The organism is Nonomuraea sp. NPDC004186 (genome assembly GCF_053603495.1).
This window is the reverse complement of the sequence record NZ_JBSGFQ010000177.1, coordinates 1-19,332: the sequence shown is the minus strand read 5'-3', so window position 1 is coordinate 19,332 and position 19,332 is coordinate 1. Positions and strand designations below refer to the sequence as shown.

General features: G+C 70.5%; 18 protein-coding genes and 1 tRNA gene. 12 read left to right on the top strand and 7 right to left on the bottom strand.

Features of this window, described 5'->3' with window-relative positions; translation table 11 throughout:
- Positions 1-302: 302 nt before the first annotated feature.
- A complete protein-coding gene (locus tag ACWEPL_RS60695) occupies positions 303-452 on the bottom strand; it encodes a GPGG-motif small membrane protein (protein WP_165959640.1) in 150 nt (49 codons plus the stop codon).
- Positions 453-565: 113 nt separating this feature from the next.
- Here ACWEPL_RS60695 and ACWEPL_RS60690 point away from each other — a divergent pair, with 113 nt between their 5' ends.
- Positions 566-1,162, top strand: coding sequence for a nucleotidyltransferase (locus ACWEPL_RS60690; protein ID WP_350728242.1), 597 nt, complete (start codon positions 566-568; stop codon positions 1,160-1,162).
- Positions 1,163-1,217: 55 nt separating this feature from the next.
- On the opposite strand, the gene ACWEPL_RS60685 is transcribed toward ACWEPL_RS60690, so the two are convergent.
- Positions 1,218-1,559 (bottom strand): PRC-barrel domain containing protein, encoded by a 342-nt coding sequence (locus ACWEPL_RS60685; RefSeq protein ID WP_192787477.1) that lies wholly within the window; start codon positions 1,557-1,559, stop codon positions 1,218-1,220.
- A gap of 150 nt (positions 1,560-1,709) precedes the next feature.
- On the opposite strand from ACWEPL_RS60685, the gene ACWEPL_RS60680 reads away from it, so the two are divergent.
- The 6 genes from ACWEPL_RS60680 (at position 1,710) to ACWEPL_RS60655 (ending at position 8,500) form a co-directional block, all read left to right on the top strand.
- Positions 1,710-2,795 carry an acyltransferase family protein gene (locus tag ACWEPL_RS60680; protein ID WP_452442097.1) on the top strand — a complete coding sequence of 362 codons (1,086 nt, stop codon included), beginning with the start codon at positions 1,710-1,712 and terminating at the stop codon, positions 2,793-2,795.
- Positions 2,796-2,862: 67 nt separating this feature from the next.
- Positions 2,863-3,678 carry an SAM-dependent methyltransferase gene (locus ACWEPL_RS60675; protein ID WP_363979512.1) on the top strand — a complete coding sequence of 272 codons (816 nt, stop codon included), beginning with the start codon at positions 2,863-2,865 and terminating at the stop codon, positions 3,676-3,678.
- A gap of 171 nt (positions 3,679-3,849) precedes the next feature.
- A complete protein-coding gene (locus ACWEPL_RS60670) occupies positions 3,850-4,713 on the top strand; it encodes a DMT family transporter (RefSeq protein ID WP_363979515.1) in 864 nt (287 codons plus the stop codon).
- 187 nt (positions 4,714-4,900) lie between these two features.
- Entirely contained in the window at positions 4,901-7,051 is a 2,151-nt protein-coding gene (gene secA2, locus ACWEPL_RS60665) for an accessory Sec system translocase SecA2 (protein WP_363979518.1), read from the top strand.
- Positions 7,052-7,096: 45 nt separating this feature from the next.
- Positions 7,097-7,471: a VOC family protein gene (locus tag ACWEPL_RS60660; RefSeq protein WP_350728236.1), complete on the top strand. Its 375-nt coding sequence runs from the start codon at positions 7,097-7,099 to the stop codon at positions 7,469-7,471.
- 144 nt (positions 7,472-7,615) lie between these two features.
- Positions 7,616-8,500 carry a DMT family transporter gene (locus ACWEPL_RS60655; RefSeq protein WP_452442096.1) on the top strand — a complete coding sequence of 295 codons (885 nt, stop codon included), beginning with the start codon at positions 7,616-7,618 and terminating at the stop codon, positions 8,498-8,500.
- Positions 8,501-8,514: 14 nt separating this feature from the next.
- On the opposite strand, the gene ACWEPL_RS60650 is transcribed toward ACWEPL_RS60655, so the two are convergent.
- Both ACWEPL_RS60650 and ACWEPL_RS60645 read right to left on the bottom strand, forming a co-directional pair.
- Positions 8,515-10,917 (bottom strand): nSTAND1 domain-containing NTPase, encoded by a 2,403-nt coding sequence (locus tag ACWEPL_RS60650; RefSeq protein ID WP_452442095.1) that lies wholly within the window; start codon positions 10,915-10,917, stop codon positions 8,515-8,517.
- 7 nt (positions 10,918-10,924) lie between these two features.
- Positions 10,925-11,500, bottom strand: coding sequence for a GNAT family N-acetyltransferase (locus ACWEPL_RS60645; RefSeq protein ID WP_363979527.1), 576 nt, complete (start codon positions 11,498-11,500; stop codon positions 10,925-10,927).
- Positions 11,501-11,609: 109 nt separating this feature from the next.
- On the opposite strand from ACWEPL_RS60645, the gene ACWEPL_RS60640 reads away from it, so the two are divergent.
- The 3 genes from ACWEPL_RS60640 to ACWEPL_RS60630 are packed head-to-tail and all read left to right on the top strand — an operon-like array spanning position 11,610 to position 15,054.
- The gene (locus ACWEPL_RS60640) at positions 11,610-12,812 is read left to right on the top strand and encodes an acyl-CoA dehydrogenase family protein (protein ID WP_452442094.1); all 1,203 of its coding nucleotides are present in this window, start codon (positions 11,610-11,612) and stop codon (positions 12,810-12,812) included.
- Entirely contained in the window at positions 12,809-13,972 is a 1,164-nt protein-coding gene (locus ACWEPL_RS60635; protein ID WP_363979533.1) for an acyl-CoA dehydrogenase family protein, read from the top strand. Before ACWEPL_RS60640 ends, ACWEPL_RS60635 begins: the two co-directional genes overlap by 4 nt.
- Positions 13,969-15,054 carry an acyl-CoA dehydrogenase family protein gene (locus ACWEPL_RS60630; RefSeq protein ID WP_452442093.1) on the top strand — a complete coding sequence of 362 codons (1,086 nt, stop codon included), beginning with the start codon at positions 13,969-13,971 and terminating at the stop codon, positions 15,052-15,054. Before ACWEPL_RS60635 ends, ACWEPL_RS60630 begins: the two co-directional genes overlap by 4 nt.
- On the opposite strand, the gene ACWEPL_RS60625 is transcribed toward ACWEPL_RS60630, so the two are convergent.
- A complete protein-coding gene (locus ACWEPL_RS60625) occupies positions 15,025-15,615 on the bottom strand; it encodes a TetR/AcrR family transcriptional regulator (protein WP_363979539.1) in 591 nt (196 codons plus the stop codon). The two genes, ACWEPL_RS60630 and ACWEPL_RS60625, sit on opposite strands and share 30 nt — an antisense overlap.
- A gap of 317 nt (positions 15,616-15,932) precedes the next feature.
- Between ACWEPL_RS60625 and ACWEPL_RS60620 the strand changes: the two genes are divergently transcribed.
- Positions 15,933-16,562: a nuclease-related domain-containing protein gene (locus ACWEPL_RS60620; protein ID WP_452442092.1), complete on the top strand. Its 630-nt coding sequence runs from the start codon at positions 15,933-15,935 to the stop codon at positions 16,560-16,562.
- Positions 16,563-16,573: 11 nt separating this feature from the next.
- On the opposite strand, the gene ACWEPL_RS60615 is transcribed toward ACWEPL_RS60620, so the two are convergent.
- Both ACWEPL_RS60615 and ACWEPL_RS60610 read right to left on the bottom strand, forming a co-directional pair.
- Positions 16,574-17,938 carry a VWA domain-containing protein gene (locus tag ACWEPL_RS60615; RefSeq protein WP_397365804.1) on the bottom strand — a complete coding sequence of 455 codons (1,365 nt, stop codon included), beginning with the start codon at positions 17,936-17,938 and terminating at the stop codon, positions 16,574-16,576.
- Positions 17,922-18,770 (bottom strand): AAA family ATPase, encoded by an 849-nt coding sequence (locus ACWEPL_RS60610; RefSeq protein WP_185067936.1) that lies wholly within the window; start codon positions 18,768-18,770, stop codon positions 17,922-17,924. The genes ACWEPL_RS60615 and ACWEPL_RS60610 overlap by 17 nt, the downstream gene beginning before the upstream one ends.
- A 118-nt stretch (positions 18,771-18,888) precedes the next feature.
- Here ACWEPL_RS60610 and ACWEPL_RS60605 point away from each other — a divergent pair.
- A tRNA-Lys gene (locus ACWEPL_RS60605) sits at positions 18,889-18,962 on the top strand.
- The last annotated feature ends 370 nt before the right edge of the window (positions 18,963-19,332 follow it).

Below are 19,332 nucleotides of genomic sequence, written 5' to 3'. Positions count from 1 at the left end.
CCATGGACGAGGTGGCCACCAGACCGCTGCCGTTCGTGGTGCGATCCAGCGTGGCGTCGTGCATGAGGACGGGTTGGTGATCCCTGGTGCGCTCCTTCGGGTCGCTCAACGTGGCCCGGGCACCCCGCCGGCGGGATGCCCGGACACGGTCCTGGAGTGGCGGTCGGCCGCCCAGGATACGGAAGTCGAGGGCCGAGGCGTGGACGGCCTGGGCGGATGTCGAGCTCGGTCGCCAGCCGGGCCGTGGCCTCGTCGAGTATGGCTTCGGAGCGCCCGCGGTGCCGCAGCCGGGAGCGCGGAACTTATACGTTGAAGATGCTGACTCCGCCAGGTCCGACCAGGAATCCGAGGACGATGAGCACGATCCCCCAGAGGAGGTCGCGCCTGGCCAGGATCACGTAGATCCCGGAGATGACGAGTATTACCGCGATGATCCAGAGCAAAGTAGCCATGGGTCTGCCACTGCCCTAAGGGGGGTTCGCATAACATGTTTTTTCCCTCATTAATGGGCAAGAGACCCCGGCATCCAACGCCTAGTTGACGATCGTTTGGGTAGCCCGAAAACATGACGAGCCACGGTCACGCTGTCACCGACGCCATCCTCGACACGCTCAAGCGTGCCAGCTCGGGGCTGAAGGACGCCGGGGTGAAATTCGCGCTGGCCGGCGGATGCGCGGCTTACGCGAGAGGCGCCGCACCGTCGCTGCACGACGTCGACTTCATGCTGACCGAGCACGACGTGCCGACCGCGCTGGAGGCGCTGCGCGGGATCGGCTTCCAGACGGCCAAGCCGCCGGAGGACTGGCTGGTCAAGGCGTACGACGAGGGGCGGCTGGTGGACCTGATCTTCCGGGTGTCCGACCAGCCGATCACCGACGAGCTGCTGGACCGGGCCGAGCCGCTGAAGGCGTCCGCCGTGATCGTGCCCGTGCTGGAGGCCACCGACCTGGTCATCTCGTGGCTGCTCCCGCTGTCGGAGCACGCCTGCGACTACGGGGCGCTGCTGGCCCAGGTGCGCGCGCTGCGCGAGCAGGTCGACTGGCCGCGCGTGGCCGCCGTGCTCCAGGACTCGCCGTACGCGATGACGTTCATCACGCTCCTGGAGCGGCTGGACGTGCTGAAGGGCCCGATCGAGCCGAAGGGCGACCCGAAGTGGCCGTGAAACGCCGCGAAGGGCCGCGCCCCTGGGGCGCGGCCCTTCTGTTGCGGCATGTCGGTTACACGAGCCGGCCGTAGTAGTCGCCTAGCCGCGTCCGGTACTCGGGTTCCTTGAACGTGCCCTCGTCGAACTCGGGCGCGTCCTTGATCTCGGCCTTGGTGCGCGCCACGTACACGTTGCGCTCCTGAGGGTCGATGCTCGTGACGACCTGTGCCGGGAGCATGACCTTCTTACCGAAGATCCAGGGGCCGGTGTCGACGATGATGTAGCTCTCGCCGACCTCGTACGTCGCCTCGTCGACGGACCCGATCTTTCCATCGGTCGCCTGGACGTGGTATCCAACGAGATCCAGGGGCTGGCCGCGGTCGTAGACGTCAGCGCGATAGTTCCAGAGCTCCATGGGGCTCTCTCCCTCTCTTCTTCCGTCCTTCTCGGGCACGCCTCCTGCTACCCGGCCACGGCCGCGTAAACGTCTTGCAAAGCACTTGCATGCAGGCGAGCGGCAAGCGGCCGGGCGCACCCTCTCCATGAACAGGAGGGGGTGGAACCCATGCGAACCAGCTCAGACCGGCTCTACGAGATCGACGGCCTCCGGCTGCTGGCGGCGCTCTGCGTCGTGCTCTTCCACTACACGTTCTCCGGCTGGGCCGGCGGCAACAGCCCGGTGGCCTTCGCCGCCGAGAGCTCCTGGTCCAAGTACGGCTACCTGGGCGTGGACCTGTTCTTCCTGATCAGCGGGTTCGTGGTGCTGATGAGCGCGTGGGGCAGGAGCCCGCGCTCGTTCGCGGTGTCGCGGGCCGTGCGGCTCTACCCCGCGTACTGGGTGGGCATCGCGGTCACCGCCGTGGTCACCGTGACGCTGGGGCAGGGGCTGTTCCAGGTGACGCTGCCGCAGGTGCTGGCGAACCTGACGATGTTCCAGGCGGTGCCGGACATCGCGAACGTGGACGTCGTCTACTGGACCCTCTGGGCCGAGATGCGCTTCTACTTCCTCATCCTGGCCCTGACCTGGATCGGGATGACGCGCGGCCGGGTCATGGCGGGGCTGTGGGGCTGGCTGGGGCTGACGTTCGCGGTGGAGACGGGGCTGCTGCCCGGGTTCGCCGACCTGGTCGTGCAGTCGGAGTTCTCCCACTACTTCATCGCCGGGATGGCCCTGTTCATGCTCTACAAGTTCGGGCTGAACCTCCAGATCGCGCTGCTGGTGCCGATCTGCCTGGGCAACGCGGTCTACCGGGCCATCGGGTACGCCGACGCCGTCGGCTCGCGGTACGCGGTGTCGTACTCACACACGGTGATCACCGCCGTGGTCGTGCTCGTCTTCCTCGTCATGACGCTCGTGGCGTTGCGGGCCACCCGCCTGCTGGCCAGGCCGTGGCTGGTGACGGCCGGCGCGCTCACGTACCCGCTCTACCTGCTGCACGGGCACATCGGGTTCATCGTGTTCAACCGGGTGGGGGACGCGGTGAACAAGTACGTGCTGCTGGTCGCGCTCGTCGCGGTCATGTGCGGGGCCGCGTACCTGGTGCACAGGTTCGTGGAGCGGCCGCTGGCACCGGCGTTCAAGCGCCTGCTGTCCGGCCGGCCGGCCGTTCCGTCACTGGGCGTGTTCGTCGCGGGGCGTCCCACAATCTGATGCGTTCTTCCCGTTAAGCCCCCAAGTGCGACTACGATCCCGGTCAAAGCACGCAAAGGGGGCGGGGTTGAGTCTCAGCGGAGAGTACGAGTGGGCTCCACCCGGGGTCGACCCGACGCGGCCCAGCGTGGCCCGGGTACACGACGCGCTGCTCGGCGGCATGGAGAACTTCGCCGCCGACCGCTCGGTGGCCCGCAAGCTGAAGGACACGGTGCCCGAGGTGGTGAACCTCGTCTGGTGCAACCGCGCCTTCATCGGCAGGGTCGTGGACTTCCTCGTCCGCGAGGCCGGGATCAGGCAGATCATCGACCTGGGCGCCGGGCTGCCCACGGTGGAGAACACGCATGAGGTGGCCCAGTTCGCCGACCCCAGGGCCAGGGTGGTGTACGTCGACAACGACCCCATGGTCGAGCCGCACGCCCGCGCCATCCTGAACGGCAATCCGTACGCCGACGCCATCACCGCCGACGTCCGCGACGTGGACGCCGTGCTCGGCCACCCCTCGCTGCGCCGCCTGATCGACCCGGCCCAGCCCACGGCGATTCTCATCATCGGCCTGCTGCACCTGCTGCCGGACCAGGACGACCCGCACGGGCTGGTCCGGCGGTACATGTCCGCGCTGCCGAAGGGCAGCTACCTGGCCGCCTCCAACATGATGGCCTCGGACAACCCCAAGGCCCAGGCGCTGGAGGCCATGCTCCACGTCACCATGGGCACCGGGTACTTCCGCGACCGGGACTCCATCGCCGCGTACTTCGACGGGCTGGCGCTGGTGGAGCCCGGGGTGGTGCACTTTCCCGAATGGCATCCGGACGAGCGCCTGCCCGGCCCGCTGGCCACCTGGGAACAGCTCCTGCTGGGCGGCGTGGCCCGCAAACCCTAGCCTCCGCCGCGCCGCGCTAGGGTGAACGAGTGCACCGACGCTTGATCTGCTCCCCGCCGCCCGCCCTCTAGCGGGCGGCATTCCCTGAGATTCCGGGTCTGACCGATCCGGGGGTGGTTGCTGCCCGCACACCGGGCCCATTCCGACCACTCCATCCGGAGCACTCCTGTCATGACCCATGTCTCCGCCCGGCGGGGCGCCCTTTACGTGTCCGTGGCCGCGACCGCCTGGGGCACGGGCGGCGCCGCCGGTTCGCTGCTCTTCGAGTCCGGCGGCCTCGGCGCCGTCGGCGTCTCCCTCTGGCGCTACCTCCTCGGCGCCGCCTTCCTGCTCCTCCTCACCCGCCGCCCCGTCGTGGTCGACGGCCGGATCCTGCTGATCGGCGCCGGGATGGCCGTCTACCAGACCGCGTACTTCGCCGCGATCGCCCACTCCGGCGTGGCGATCGCGACCGTGGTGACGATGGGCGCCACCCCCGTCTTCACCGCCCTGGGCAGCCGCTTCCTCCTCCGCGAGCCGCTCGGCCGCGTGGCGCTCACCGCCCTCGCCACCGCCCTGATCGGGCTCGTCCTCCTCACCGGGGAGACCGCGCTGCAGGCCCGCACGTCCTCCATCGCGGGCATCGGCCTCGCCCTGCTCTCGGCCGCCGGGTACGCCGGGGTCACGATCCTGTCCCGGAGGCACGGGGGCGACGATCCGCAGGGTGTGGCGATCGGCGGGTTCGTGGTCGGGGCGGCCTGCCTGGCGCCGTTCGCGCTGGTGGAGGGGGTCGTGCCGAACGTGAGCCTGCCGTCCGTGGCGCTGCTGCTCTACCTGGGCGCGGTGCCGACGGCGCTCGCGTACGGCCTGTTCTTCCGAGCCCTGACCGCGCTGCGCGCCACCACGGTGTCGATCATCACCCTCGGGGAGGCCGTGGGCGCGGCGGTGCTCGGCGTGGTGCTGTTCGGGGAGCGGCTCACCCCTCTTGCCTGGTCGGGGTGCGTGCTGCTGCTGGCCGCCGTCACAGTTCTCGCCGTACGGGCTGAATCCGGGTGACTCGGACATGAGCGATGTGGCGGCGCAGCGTCCCGGATGAGCTAATGTCCGGTACGGCGGCGCTTGCCGTAACGTCGCTCCGCTCCCCTCCCTTGTAAGAGGGAACGGTGTCGGCGAAGCGTGCGTTGGAGGAACTGTGGCCTCAATAAAGGGAATCATCAGGAACCTCTTGGATCGTCCAGGAGGGGTGCCCCTGACCCCCTATGAGAAGATCGTCAAGGCGGCGGAGGGCCGCGCCGATCGGTTGCGCAAGCTCGATGAGCTGCCCGAGCCGAAGATGGACGATCTGGCCGAGTTCTGCGCCATCGCACGCGAGGCCGCCGACAGGACGCTGGGCCTGCGGCCGTACGACGTGCAGTTGCTCGGCACCTTGGCCCTCCTCGACGGGAAGGTCGCCGAGATGGCCACCGGTGAGGGCAAGACGTTGTCCGGCGCCATGGCGGCGGCCGGCTACGCGTTGCAGGGCAAGCATGTCCACGTGATCTCGGTGAACGACTATCTGGCCAGGCGCGACGCCGAGTGGATGGGCCCGTTCTACGAGGCGCTCGGCGTCACCGTGGGCTGGATCGGCCAGAACTCCACGCCGGAGGAGCGGCGCGAGGCGTACGCGAAGGACGTCACGTACGGGCCCGTCAGCGAGATCGGGTTCGACGTGCTGCGCGACCGCCTCCGCACGGTGGCCGGCGAGATCATCGTGCCCGCGCCCGAGGTGGCCCTGATCGACGAGGCCGACTCCGTGCTGGTCGACGAGGCCCGCGTGCCGCTCGTGATGGCCGGGTCCACCGACCCCGGCAGCGCGGTGCCGGAGATGGCGGCGCTGGTCAGGCAGCTCGTACGCGGCTACCACTACGAGATCGACGAGCAGGCCCGCAACGTCTACCTCACCCCCAAGGGCGCCGACAGCGTCGAGAACCTCCTCGGCGTCGAGCTCTACGACGAGCACGAGCCCGGCACGCTCATCGAGCTCAACCTGGCCCTGCACGCCCACGCGCTGCTGGCCCGCGACGTCGACTACATCGTGCGCGACGGCAAGGTCCAGCTGATCAACCCCTCGCGCGGCCGGGTGGCGCTGCTCCAGCGCTGGCCCGACGGCCTCCAGGCGGCCGTGGAGGCCAAGGAGGCGCTGCCGCCGAGCGAGAAGGGCGAGATCCTCGACTCGATCACCGTTCAGGGCCTGATCCGCCGCTATCCGGAGATCTGCGGCATGACGGGCACGGCGGTGGCGGTCAGCGAGCAGCTCGGCGAGTTCTACGGCCTCAAGGTCGCGGTCATCCCGCCCAACCGGCCCTGCGTGCGCGAGGACGAACCGGACCGCATCTACCCGACCGTCCCCGACAAGGACGCCGCCCTGGTCGAGGAGATCCAGGAGATCCACGCCACCGGCCGGCCGATCCTCATCGGCACGCTCGACGTCGCCGAATCGGAGAACCTCGCCAAGCTCCTCCAGCGCCGCGGCATGGAGCCGGTCGTCCTCAACGCCAAGAACGATGCCGAAGAGGCCGCGATCATCGCCAGGGCGGGGGAGCGCGACGCCATCACCGTCTCCACCCAGATGGCCGGGCGCGGCACCGACATCCGCCTCGGGGACGGCGTCGCCGAGCTGGGCGGCCTGTACGTGATCGGCTCGGGCCGCCACGCCAGCAGCCGCCTCGACGACCAGCTCCGCGGGCGAGCCGGCCGCCAGGGCGACCCGGGCGGCTCGGTCTTCTTCGTCAGCACGCAGGACGACCTGATCACCCAGTTCGTCCCCGACGAGCGCCCGCCCGCCGCCGACGCCGACGGCATCGTCCGCCACCGGCGCGGCGCGTACCTCGTCGGCCATGCCCAGCGCGTCGCCGAGGGCGTCAACCTGGAGATCCACCGCAACACGTGGCGTTACACCCGCCTCCTGGAGCACCAGCGCGAGCTCATCCTGGAGTGGCGCGACAAGGTCCTGCACGGCGACTCCGCCTCCAAGGCCCTGTCCACGGCCGATCCCGAACGCTGGGAGGCCCTGCCGGAGGACTCCAGGGACGAGACCGCCCGCCAGATCGTCCTGCACGCCATCGACCGCTGCTGGACCGAGCATCTGGCGTTCCTGACGGACCTGCGCGAGGGCATCCACCTGCGCGCGCTGGGCCGGATGAGCCCGGTCGACGAGTTCCACCGGGAGGCGGTGGCCGAGTACAAGTCGCTGCTGGCGGAGGTGGAGCGGCGCTCGCTGGAGTCCTTCGAGGCGCCCGAGCCGGACCTGAAGCGGCCGACGGCCACCTGGACGTACCTGGTGCAGGACAACCCGTTCGGCACGGAGTGGGACCGCATCCTCAAGCGTGTGACGGCCGCCACCCGCCGCGGCTAGCCGTACCTGACAGAAGGTGACAGGTACGGCTGGAACCATGGAGTCATGACGACGAAAGCAAAGCTCCTGGCCGTTACCCTCGACTGCGCGGAGCCCAAGAAGCTGGCCGAGTTCTACCACGAGATCACGGGGTGGGAGATCCAGTACGCGGAGGACGAGTACGCGGCCGTGGGGAACGGCACCACCAGCATCTACTTCGGCCGGATCCCCGACCGCAAGCCGGTGACCTGGCCGAGCCCGGACAAGCAGTTCCACCTGGACTTCCGGGTGCCGGACGTGGAGAAGGCGGCGGAGGAGTACGTCGCCCTGGGGGCCACGAAGCCTGAGTTCCAGCCGGGGATCACGGAGGACGGCGTCGGCTGGATCGTCCTCCAGGACCCCGCAGGCCACCTGTTCTGCGTCTGCCCCGACCGCTCCTGACCTCTTCCCAGCCGGTCACACATGTGTCCTGGCCGGGATCAGCTCCGCCCGAACGATCCACCAAAAGTATGATTCGCCAGCTTTGCTTCCCTCATAAGCTAGAGGAATGCTCTTGGAAGGATCCATGCCCCTGCGCGGGCGCCCATGACCTGGGTCGGCCTGATCATCGCCCTGGCAGGAGCGCTTGGATACGCACTCGGCGCGGCCCTGCAACAGTACGAGGCCGTCGCCGGGGGCGCCTCGCTCAAGCTGGTCCGGCGCCCCCGCTGGTTGATCGGCGGCGCGATCGGTCTCACCGGCGCCTGCCTGCACGCCGTGGCGCTGAGTTTCGCCCCGCTGGTGGCCGTCCAGCCGATCAGCGTCGCCACGCTGGTGTTCGCCGTGCCGCTGGCCGCGTTCATGTACGGGCGCAAGCCGTACCGCGCGGAGATCTTCGGCTCGATCGCGGTGGCGGTGGGTCTGCTCTGGCTCATGCTCCTGGTGCCGCACCACAACGTGACGCCGAGACTGAGTGACGGCGCCGCGCTCGTGTTCCTGGCCGTGATCGGCGTGATCGTCCTGGTGACGCAGCTGATCGCGGCCCGGGTGCACGGGCCGAGCAGGGCGTTACTGCTGTCCGTGGGCGCGGGCGTGGTGACGGCGAGCGTGTCCACGTTCGTCCGGGTCGTCGGGGGCGGCATGGAGGGGGACTGGGGCCGGCTGGTGCACTGGTTCACGCTCGCCGTGCCCGTGCTGCTGGTCTGCGCGGTGGTGCTGTTGCAGCGCTCGTACGCGGTCGGCTACTTCGGCATCGCGTACGCCGGCGTACAGGTCATCGACCCCATCACCTCGGTCCTCGCCGGCGTGATCCTCCTCGGCGAGCCCCTGCCGACCAACCCCTCCACCGCGATCCCCGCCATCCTGGCCAGCGCGCTCACCATCGGCGGCACGATCACCCTCGGCCGCCTCGCCCCCGACCACTCCCACGCCACCCCCACGCAGCCCCAGCCGGCCCCCGAGCCGGTGTCCGCGACCTCCCAGGCCGGCTGACCCTTCGCCGGTGGTCAGCAGGTGTCGCGGTGCGGTAGTTCGGGCAGGTGCCGCGACCACTCCTGCGGGGAGAGCGCGCCGTACCGGGAGCAGATGTACGCGGCGTGATCCCGGGGCACGGGCTCAGGTGCCAGATCGATGGTCAGCACGATTCCGTGTCCGGCCAGAACCCGCAGCCGCCGTCCGTCCCCGGTGATCGTGGCCTGGGCCGCCCGGTCGACGCCGGCCGTGGGCACCGCCCTGTCGGCCACCGGCGTGCCGGTGCCGTCATCGAGCCGCCAGACCCGTACCCGATCGCTGTCCGTGCTGATGAGCAGCCGCCCGTCCGGGCTGAACCGCAGGTGGCCCGGCGAGGGGCGCAGCCGGGTGGACCGGGTGGGCACTCCGTCGAGGCCGTAGATCTGGATCCCGCTCTCCTCGGCGATCGCCACCCGCTCGCCGTCCGGGGCGAACGTCGTGTACTCCCACGGCATCCGGTCCAGCCACGGTGCGCGGGAGACCCGGGGCGGGCGGCGGAGCTCCGAACGATTGCCGGCGAAGACCAGCGCCACCCCATCCCCGGGGCCGACCACCGCGTACTCGCCCACGAACGCGGCCCGCCGCGCCCTCAGGTCCCACGCCCAGCGCTCGCCCGACAGCCGGGCCGCCGCGAACAGCAGGCCGCCGCCCGGGCTGAACCATGCCGACTGTTCCCCGGGTGCGCCGAGGCCGCGGCCGAAGGGTGGGCCGACGCCGTCGCCGGACGTGGTGTCCCAGAGGTACGAGCGGTCGACGCCGACGAGGGCCAGCGTGTGGCCGTCGGGGGACCAGGCCATGGCGCGTACGGTCTGGACCGGGCCCGCCGTTCGAGCGAGCAGGCGGCGGGAGGGGATGTCGTACACCCGCAGGGTTCCCTCGTCGAGTGCGGCGAGGCGGGAGCCGTCGTCGCTGATGGCGTGGAGGGAGCGAGGGCCCGCGTACGGGTCGGCGAACACGTCCACCGCCGGATCCGCCGACGTCAACGCCCGGCGCGCCTCGGGGATCGGGGCCAGGCGCCACGCGGCCAGGCTGAGCTTGCGGGCCGTCACCGGGTCCGCCAGCCGCAGCGCCTCCGCCCGGGAGGCCGCCACCTTCGCCATCGCCTGGTCCAGGCGTCCGTCGGCGGCGCCCCGCTGCCACAGGGCGAGCAGCACCACCACCGACAGCAGCCCCGCCATGACCGTCCACCGCCTGCGCGACCTCCGGCGTACCCTGGCGAGCCCCGCGTCCAGGAACGTCTGCTCGCCGGCGCTCAGCGTCACCCGCCTCCGGCCGCTGGCCGCCCACGCCAGTGCCCTGTCCAGCGGCTCCCCACGGAACAGCGCCGCCTCCCGCCGCCCGCCCGCTTCCCACCGCCGGGCCGCCCGCGCCAGCTCCCTGTGCACGGCCAGTCCGTCGCGCTCGCCGTCCAGCCATTCGTGCAGCCGCGGCCAGGCTCGCAGGAGCGCCGCGTACGTGATCGCCGGCGAGCCGTCACCCTCGGTGAGGAGGCCGGCCTTGCCGTACGCCTCCAGCACCCCGTCGATCGAGGTCACCTCGTCGGTGGCGCGGCCGGCGACCAGGTCGGTTCTGGAGGCGGTGACGATGATGTCGGAGCCGTCGGAGTCCAGGTCCACCAAGCGGAGGAAGACGTCCGGCACCAGGTCCTGCTCGGCCGGGCTGAGTCGCGCGTACACGGTCTCGGCGCGGACGCCCAGCGGCGGGTCGGAGACGGGCTCGGGGGGCAGCAGGCGGCCCTGCTGGGATTGCGGGGCGTCGAGGAGGGAGAGGAGGAGCTGGTGGGCGCTCGGGCGGCGTTCGGGATCTCGCTGCAGGGCGGCGGCCACCAGCCCGCGTAACGGGCGGTCCAGCCGCTCGCCGTGGCCTGATCGCTCGTCCGGGCCGTAGGCGGCGAAGATCAGCAGCCGCCCCCAGGCGTGCACGTCCGCGGCCGGCACCGCCGGCTCCCGGGGGAGACACCAGCCCAGGCCGACCAGGCGCGGTCCCTCGGTGCCCAGGATGACCTTGTCGGGGGTGAGGGACCCGTGCACCGCGCCCGCCTCGTGGGCCGCGGCCAGCGCGGTGGCCACGGCGGTGGCCAGGCGGTAGAGGGCGTCGCCCGTGTACGGGCCGTGCCGGTCCACGACCTGCCGCAGGGTGGGGCCGGGGATGTACTCGCCGACCAGGTAGGGTGGCTCGCCGTCCAGGCAGGCCTCCGTCAGCCCGGCGACCGACAGCGACCGCACGCGCCCGGCCGCCGAGGCGGCGGTGGCGAGCCTGGCGCGGGCCTCGGCGTCCGGCAGGCAGGGCACTCCCAGCGCATGCCGCGTGCCCGACTCGTCGTAGGCCTCGCGGACGATGACGTGCCCGCCGCCGTCGAGCCGGGCGCCGAGCCAGTAGCCTCCCAGCCGATCAGTCATACACCCCTTAACGGTCCAAGCGGGCCCGGTGCTGCGGCCACTCCTCTTCGAGGATGCCGAAATAGACCGTGTCGCGCCAGGTGCCGTCCGGCCGCTTGCGATGCCGCCGCAGCGTTCCCTCGTGCACCCCGCCGATGCGCTTGATGGCGTTCTGCGACCGGAGGTTGAGGTGGTCGGTCTTGAGCAGGACGCGGTTGTAGCCGAACGCGAAGGCGTGGTCGATGAGCAGGACCTTGCAGCCGGTGTTCACCGCTGTGCGCCACACCGACCGGCCGTACCACGTCCAGCCGATCTCGATGCTGGCGTCGAAGCCCGGCACGTCGGCGTACGTGGTCCAGCCCACGGCCCGCCCGCTCTCCTTGAGCACCACCGCGAAGGGGACGTGGTTGTCGTCGGTCATCAGCCCGAGGGCGACCTTCCCCAGCTCCTCCTCGGACCGCGGCGCGGGCGCGGGCAGCCAGCGCCAGACCTCCTCGTCGGCGCCGGAGGCGGCGAACAGGTCGGGAACGTGGTCGAGGGTGAGCGGTTCGAGCCGGACGACGCCGTTCTCGAGCACCACGGGGGCAGGCAGCTTCGCGGTCATGGCAGGCAACTCTAGGGGCGCCTGTGAAGTCCCGATTATGGCCACCTGCACCTTTTTGTGGGGAACCACCTGTCGACACTCATACCGGCCGGTCGGTAGGCTCGCAGGCATGGACTTCGCCTTTGACAGCGTCACCGAGGACCTGCGCGAACGACTGCTGCGATTCATGGAGGAATGCGTCTACCCCGCCGAGGCCCCCTTCGAGGAGCAGGCGGCGGCCAGCGGCTGGAGCCCGCCGCCCCTCATGGAGGACCTGAAGGACGAGGCCAGGAAGCGCGGCCTGTGGAACCTGTTCCTCCCGGGCGAGCACGGCGCCGGCCTGACGAACCTCCAGTACGCGCCGCTGGCGGAGATCATGGGCCGGAGTCCCACCATCGCCCCGACGGCCACCAACTGCGCCGCGCCCGACACCGGGAACATGGAGGTCCTTTCCATGTTCGGCAGCGAGTGGCAGCGCAAGGAGTGGCTGCGGCCGCTGCTCGACGGGGAGATCCGCTCCGCGTTCGCGATGACGGAGCCCGACGTGGCCTCCTCGGACGCCACGAACATCGCCACGTCCATCGTCCGGGATGGCGGCGAGTACGTCATCAACGGCCGGAAGTGGTTCATCTCCGGCGCGATGAACCCCAACTGCAAGATCTTCATCGTCATGGGCAAGACGAACCCGGACGCGCCCAAGCACCGCCAGCAGAGCATGATCCTGGTGCCCCGTGACACACCCGGGCTGCACATCAAGCGCGGCATGCATGTCTTCGGCTACACCGACGCCGACCACGGCGGCCACGCCGAGATCGTGTTCGAGGACGTACGCGTGCCCGTGGAGAACCTGATCGGCGAGGAGGGCGGCGGCTTCGCCATCGCCCAGGCCCGGCTCGGCCCCGGCCGCATCCACCACTGCATGCGCCTGATCGGCATGGCCGAGCGCGCCGTGGAGCTGATGTGCCGGCGGGCCCTGGCCCGGACGACGTTCGGCAAGCCCATCGCCCAGCAGGGCGTGGTCCAGGAGTGGATCGCCGAGTCGCGGATCAGGATCGAGCAGCTGCGCCTGCTCGTGCTCAAGACCGCCTGGCTCATGGACACGGTGGGCAACCAGGGCGCGCACACCGAGATCCAGGCCATCAAGATCTCCACGCCGATCGCCGTGGAGTGGATCCTGGACAAGGCCGTCCAGGTGCACGGCGCGGGCGGCGTCTCGCAGGACTTCCCCCTGGCGGGGCTCTGGGCGGGCGCCCGCTCGCTGCGCCTGGCGGACGGCCCCGACGAGGTGCACAAGCGGTCCCTGGCCTATCGCGAGCTGAAGAGGTACATGTGAACGAGGCGGAGATCAAGGAGCGGGTCGCGGCGTTCCTCGCGGAGCACGACCCGGACGGGGACCGGCTGGAGTTCCTGCGGGCGAGGTTCGACGCGGGGCTGGCCTGGGTGTGGTTCCCCGAAGGGCTCGGCGGGCTGGGTGCGTCGCGGGAGCTGCAACTGGTCGTGGAGCGGGAGCTGGCCGGCACGCCGCAGCTCAACGTCGGCGTCCAGGGCATCGGGCTCGGGATGGCGGCCCCGACGGTCCTGGCGTTCGGGACGGAGGAGCAGAAACGCCGCTTCCTCCGGCCGCTGTGGACCGGCGAGGAGATCTGGTGCCAGCTCTTCAGCGAGCCCGGCGCGGGATCCGACCTGGCCACGCTCGCGACCCGCGCCGTCAGGGACGGGGACGAATGGGTCGTCGATGGCCAGAAGGTGTGGACGTCCGGCGCCCATCACTCCAGGTGGGCCATCCTCGTCACCCGTACCGACCCGGACGTGCCGAAACACCGCGGCATGACGTACTTCATCTGCGACATGCACGCGCCGGGCGTCGAGGTGCGGCCGCTGCGGCAGGTCACCGGTGAGGCCGAGTTCAACGAGGTGTTCCTGACCGGCGTGCGGCTCCCCGACGAGCTGCGGCTCGGCGAGGTCGGCGACGGCTGGCGGGTCGCGCAGACCACGCTGATGAACGAGCGCGTCGCCATCGGCGGCGCCCCCGTGCGGCGCGGCGGCGGCATGGTCGGCGTCGTGGTCGACTCCTGGCGTGCCCATCCCGAGCTGCGCACCCACGACCTGCACCAGCGGCTGCTGTCGCTCTGGGTGGAGTCGGAGGTCACCCGCCTGTCCGGGGCACGCCTGCGCGAGCAGCTCGCCGCCGGCCAGCCGGGGCCCGAGGGGTCCGGCATGAAGCTGTCGTTCGCCAAGCTCAACCAGGCGCTGTCCGGCTTCGAGGTGGAGTTCGGGCGGGACCTGGGCTACGACGACTGGACGTTCCGCCGCTCCGAGGACGTCGACTTCTACGGCCGCGGCCCCGGCTACCGCTACCTGCGGGCCAAGGGCAACTCGATCGAGGGCGGCACGTCCGAGATCCTGCGCAACATCATCTCCGAGCGGGTGCTCGGCCTGCCCTCAGAGCCCCGCGTCGACAAGGACGTGCCCTGGAAGGACCTGCCGCGATGACGACACGAAGCGAACCCGGCGAGGGAGTGGTGAGCGACCCGGTGACGCTGCTGTACTCCGAGGTCGAGGAGGAGTTGCGGGCCGCGGTGCGCGGGCTGCTCGCCGACCGCTGCCCGCCCGCCGCCGTCCTCAAGCGGATCGAGTCCGAGCCCTACGATCTGGACCTGTGGAAGACGCTGGCGGGCGAGATCGGGGTGGCCGGGCTGCTCATCCCCGAGCAGTACGGCGGCGCCGGGGCGTCGGCCAGCGAGGCGGCCGTCGTGCTGGAGGAGCTGGGCAGGGGAGTGGCGCCGGTGCCGTTCTTCACCAGCTCGGTGCTGGCCACTCGCGCGCTGCTGCCAACCGGTGACGCCTTGCTGGAGGAGCTGGCCGAGGGCAGGAAGACCGCGGCCCTCGTCGTGCCGTTCGCGGCCTCCCCGTACCGGGCGGGCGCGGACGTGCGGCTCGAGGACGGGCGGCTGACCGGGACCGTCACCGGGGTGGCCGGAGCCGACGTGGCCGACGTGCTGCTGGTGCCCGTCGGCGGCAGGCTGCACGCCGTGGAAGGGGACGCGCTCGTCCAGGTCGTGCCGTCGCTCGACCAGACCAGGCCCGTCGCGACCGTTACCTTCGACGGGACCGAGGCCAGGGACGTGGGAGAGTGCGACCTGGCCGAGGTGCTCAGGTTCGGGGCCGGGCTGCTGGCGTCCGAGCAGCTCGGGGTGGCCGAATGGTGCCTCGACACGACGCTTGCCTACGTCAGGGAACGCCACCAGTTCGCCCGGCCGATCGGCTCCTTCCAGGCGATCAAGCACCGGCTGGCGGACCTATGGCTGGACGTCGTACGGGCCAGGGCCGCCGCCCGGAGCGCCGCGACCGACGGCTCCGCGCTCTCCGTGGCCGTGGCCCAGTCGTGGAACGCGGGCGTGGCCGTGCACGCCGCCGAAGAGGCCCTGCAGCTCCACGGCGGGATCGGGATGACGTGGGAGCATCCCGTGCATCTCTACCTCAAGCGCGCCAAAGCCGCGGAGATCGCGCTGGGCACGCCCGGCGACCACCGCGCGGCGCTGGCCTCACTCGTCGACGTGCCCGGCCCCGAGTGAGGTGAGCAGCAGGTCGGCGAAGTGCCTGCCCACCTGGGCGCCGGTCAGCGGCCCGTCCACGTGGAACCACGAGCCCAGGTGGTGCACCGAGCCGAAGAAGTAGTCGACGACCAACTCCGCCGGGACCCGGTCGCTGAAGACGCCCTCGCGCTGGCCCTCGGCCACGAGGCCGCGGAAGCGCTCGTGGTAGCGGCGGCGCTCGGCGCGTACAGTCTTCTGCGTTTCGGGCGCGAGCAGATGCATCGACCTGAAGAAGATCTTGGAGTCGTCCAGGTTCGCGGCCGTGGTCTCCACGACGTCGGCCGCGGCCCGGTACAGGCGCTGCCGCACGTCGCCGGGACCGTCGGCGATCCGCGTCAGCCGGTCCATCTGCATGCGCAGCACCCGGCCGTAGATCTCGTGCAGCAGGTCGTCCTTGGAGTCGAAGTAGTGGTACATGGCGCCCTTGGTGACGCCGGCCGCCACGACGATCTCCTGGACGGAGGTGCTCTCGAAGCCGCGCTCGGCGAACAGACGGGTCGCCTCGGCGAGCAGTCGCTGTCTGACCGGTTCCTCTTTCACATGTCCCCCTTTGTCACCTGCTTTAGCATACCGACTGGTCGGTTGAGGTCATTTGCTGGTCTTGCGGGTACTAATTACGTCACCTTAGGCTCGCCTTGGTTGAGGGGCGGGTATCCCTTGACTGGCGAGGGATCTTCGGCGTGGCAGATCCTGCATCACATCTACATTGGGGGTTTGCCGTGCCCGGTGGCTCTATCTATGTGCAACCAGACGAGAAGTACACAGGGTCTTCTCCGCAGTGGTGGTACGAGAAGTTCTGGCGTGAGGACGCGTCCAACCGGCGCAAGTCCCGGTATGTCAAGGCTGCCGTGGGCTTCGTGATCGGGGTAGCGCTCGCGCTGAGGTTCGGCATGTCCGGGGCCGCTCCGCTGTTCGGCCTGCTCCTGGCCGGGCTGGTGGCGGCGGGCGACTGGTTCCTCGACTGGCGTTCCTTCCACGCGACGGCCGTGTGGCGCGGTGCGCGCAAGGGTGAGGCGATCACCGGGAAGCTGCTGCGCAGATCCCTCGGCCGCCTCGGCTACACCGTGCTCGACGGCCGCGCCATCCGTGGCCAGGCGTCGATCGACCACCTGGTGATCGGCCCGGGCGGCTTGTGGATCATCGACAACGAGTCCTGGAGCCCCGACACCGAGATCGCCTGCTACGCCGGCCGGCTGTTCTTCGGCGAGAAGTACGGCACCAAGACGGCCAAGCCGCTGGTGGAGGCCTCCGAGGCGTTCGCCGAGCTGCTGAGCCGCGAGACGCGCATCCCGGTGACGATCACGCCCCTGCTCGCCGTCCACTGCGGGCTGCTGCCCAAGGGCGGCATCGTGGTCGCCGAGGGCCTGACGCTGCTCAAGCCGCGGCTGGCGGCCAAGGTGATCAAGTCGGCCGACCACGTCGCGCTCAACGCCGAGCAGATCGAGCTGCTGACCCGCACCGCGGCCAGGGAGCTGCACCGCGCCTGAGGCCTCAGGCTTCAGGCCAGCGTCTCGATGAAGGCCGTGAGCTGGGCGACGTTGCGGCACTCGTGCATGGGGACGACCGCTCCGTACTCGCTCGCGACCGAGTCTCCCGTGTCCCACTGCGCCACGGGCTCGGGGTTGAGCCAGTACGCGTGCCGCGAGCGGCCCACGAGCGACCTGAGCACGTCCAGGGCGGGCGGCTGGTAGTTGGAGCGGGCGTCGCCCAGGATCAGCAGTGAGGTCCTGGGCCCGATGGCGTCGCCGTACCGCTCGGCGAAGCGCTCCAGCGAGTGCCCGTAGTTGGTACGCCCGAAGCGCACCATGTCGGCCTCGTTCGTCAGCCTGGTCATGGCCTCGACCACGTCGGCGCCGGGGACGAAGAACCGGGTGATCTCGTCCACCGTGTCCACGAACCCGAACGCCCGCACCTTGGTGAACTGCTCCCTCAGCGCGTACGTGAGCAGCAGCGTGAAGTGGGCGAACGACGAGACCGAGTCGCTGGTGTCGCAGAGGATGACCAGCTCGGGCTTGTGCGGCCGCGGCGGCCTGAAGTGCGTGGTCAGCGGCACGCCGCCGCTCTGCAGCGAGGCCCGCACGGTCCTGCGGAAGTCGAGGCGGCCGCGCCTGCCCTTGCGCTGCTTGATCGTCAGGCGGGTGGCCAGGCGTCTGGCCAGCGGATGGACCTCGCGGCGCAGCCTGGCCAGATCCGCCTTGGTGATGCGGAGGAAGTCGATCTGGTCGAGCGGGGGCCGGACGGCGGAGCGGGCGATGCGCTCGATCCCCGAGTCCTCGGCGATGCGGCGGCGCACGTCGGTGGCCACGGCCTCCTCGAAGCGCCGGGTGTTGTCGTAGACCGTCCTGCGGGCGTTCTTCTCGGCCAGGCCGCCGCGCTCCTGGCCCTGCAGGACGTTCTGGAGGATGCGGGCCATCAGCGTCTCGGGGGAGAGGGCGCGCATGACGCTGTAGGAGAACCAGTTCTGCCGCCCGGGGGTGGCGGCCGGCTGGTGGCCGAAGCGCCCCACCATGGCCTGGGCGAACTCGCGCAGCTCCTGGTCGGTGCCGCCGGTCAGGAGCCGGGCGAGATGGTCGCGCAGCTCGTCGACGGGCGCCGTCTCCAGGTCGATCGGCCGCTCGGCGCGCTCGGTGTGCATGCCGGAGGTCGAGGCCGGGAACCACAGGTCGAACAGCACGTCGAACCCCGGCCGGTACGCGGGTTTCTTGACCAGCGTGGCCGCGTAGGCGGCGCGCAGCGACTCCCGCTCGCTGAGCTCGATCACCCGCAGCGCGTGCGCGGCGTCCAGCCCCTCGGCCACCGACACCGGGATCCCGGCCTCGCGCAGCGCCCGCACGAACCCGACATGCCTATCGATCAGCGACATCCGGCAACCCCAGCTCCTTGACCGCCCGCGCCTGGTCGGAGGCGTGCTTGAGCACCACGCCCAGCGTCCCGGCCACGGTGGCCTCGTCGAGGTCGTCCCGCCCGAGCGCCAGCAGCGTGTTGGCCCAGTCGACGGTCTCGGCCACCGACGGCGCCTTCTTCAGCTCCAGCGCCCGCAGCGTGGCCACCGTCCTGGCCAGCCGCTCGGCCAGGTCGGCCCGGATGCCCGGCACCTGGCTGAGCACGATGTCACGCTCGCGCTCGGGCGTGGGGTATTCGAGGTGCAGGTAGAGGCAGCGCCGCTTGAGCGCCTCGGACAGCTCGCGGGTGGCGTTGGAGGTCAGCACCACGTACGGCCGGCGCGTGGCGGCGATCGTGCCCAGCTCCGGGATCGTGATCTGGAAGTCCGACAGCAGCTCCAGCAGCAGCCCTTCGACCTCGACGTCTGCCTTGTCGGTCTCGTCGATGAGCAGCACGGTCGGGCCGGCGGCCCTGATCGCCTTCAGCAGCGGCCGCTCCAGCAGGAACTCCTCGGAGAAGATGTCGTCGTCCGCGCTGGTGGCCTGGATCCTGAGCAGCTGCTTCTTGTAGTTCCACTCGTACAGGGCCCTGGCCTCGTCGAGCCCCTCGTAACACTGCAGCCTGATCAGCTCGGCCCCGGTCGCCAGGGCCACGGCCTTGGCCAGCTGCGTCTTCCCCACGCCCGCGGGGCCTTCGACCAGCAGCGGCTTGCCCAGCGCCGCGGCCAGGAACACCGAGGTGGAGATGGCGTCGTCGGAGAGGTAGTCGACGGCGGCGAGCCGCTCCGCCACCTCGGCGGGAGAGTCGAACATCGATGATCCTGTCTGCCGGAGCCGGAGGCCGAACTTTATTCTAGCCTTGACCGCCCGACAGGCCCGCCTGCTACCGATTCGACCAGGATGCGGATCACCGGTATATTCCTCTCTGCAAGCGCCGCTAGCTCAGTTGGTTAGAGCAGCTGACTCTTAATCAGCGGGTCCGGGGTTCGAGTCCCTGGCGGCGCACCGCACAGAAACCCCAGCTCGGCACGCCGAGCTGGGGTTTCTCGGTTCTTGAAGGACCTCCGCCTATCTCTGGACAGACCGAGGCGCGCCGTTGGTTGCTCGATGGTTGCTCTTCGGCACGGTTCCGGCACATGATCGGACGTCCTAGCCCCCGGCCTGGACCCGATGGTCAACACCGGCCCATGCGAAGGTCCGGGGAAGGGCCGGCTGGAAGGCTCTGGCCGCGTATCAAGGCGGGTTCCCTTTGTTCCCAGTTCAGATCTGCTCAGCCCTCCCTAGTGTCCTGAGTCAGTAATTCGCCGACAATATGAGGCGAGGGCGTCGAGAATCTCTTCGGCGGTCTTGGCCCAGACGAAAGGCTTGGGGTCGT

What these genes read in the sequence shown, in the direction of transcription:
- ACWEPL_RS60670 (WP_363979515.1), top strand. Translation starts at nt 3,850, where the DNA reads ATGACCCATGTCTCCGCCCGGCGGGGCGCCCTTTACGTGTCCGTGGCC.
- ACWEPL_RS60630 (WP_452442093.1), top strand. Translation starts at nt 13,969, where the DNA reads ATGACGACACGAAGCGAACCCGGCGAGGGAGTGGTGAGCGACCCGGTG.
- ACWEPL_RS60645 (WP_363979527.1), bottom strand. Translation starts at nt 11,500, where the DNA reads ATGACCGCGAAGCTGCCTGCCCCCGTGGTGCTCGAGAACGGCGTCGTC.
- ACWEPL_RS60660 (WP_350728236.1), top strand. Translation starts at nt 7,097, where the DNA reads ATGACGACGAAAGCAAAGCTCCTGGCCGTTACCCTCGACTGCGCGGAG.
- ACWEPL_RS60615 (WP_397365804.1), bottom strand. Translation starts at nt 17,938, where the DNA reads ATGTCGCTGATCGATAGGCATGTCGGGTTCGTGCGGGCGCTGCGCGAG.
- ACWEPL_RS60610 (WP_185067936.1), bottom strand. Translation starts at nt 18,770, where the DNA reads ATGTTCGACTCTCCCGCCGAGGTGGCGGAGCGGCTCGCCGCCGTCGAC.
- ACWEPL_RS60680 (WP_452442097.1), top strand. Translation starts at nt 1,710, where the DNA reads ATGCGAACCAGCTCAGACCGGCTCTACGAGATCGACGGCCTCCGGCTG.
- ACWEPL_RS60690 (WP_350728242.1), top strand. Translation starts at nt 566, where the DNA reads ATGACGAGCCACGGTCACGCTGTCACCGACGCCATCCTCGACACGCTC.
- ACWEPL_RS60685 (WP_192787477.1), bottom strand. Translation starts at nt 1,559, where the DNA reads ATGGAGCTCTGGAACTATCGCGCTGACGTCTACGACCGCGGCCAGCCC.
- ACWEPL_RS60655 (WP_452442096.1), top strand. Translation starts at nt 7,616, where the DNA reads ATGACCTGGGTCGGCCTGATCATCGCCCTGGCAGGAGCGCTTGGATAC.
- ACWEPL_RS60650 (WP_452442095.1), bottom strand. Translation starts at nt 10,917, where the DNA reads ATGACTGATCGGCTGGGAGGCTACTGGCTCGGCGCCCGGCTCGACGGC.
- ACWEPL_RS60640 (WP_452442094.1), top strand. Translation starts at nt 11,610, where the DNA reads ATGGACTTCGCCTTTGACAGCGTCACCGAGGACCTGCGCGAACGACTG.
- ACWEPL_RS60695 (WP_165959640.1), bottom strand. Translation starts at nt 452, where the DNA reads ATGGCTACTTTGCTCTGGATCATCGCGGTAATACTCGTCATCTCCGGG.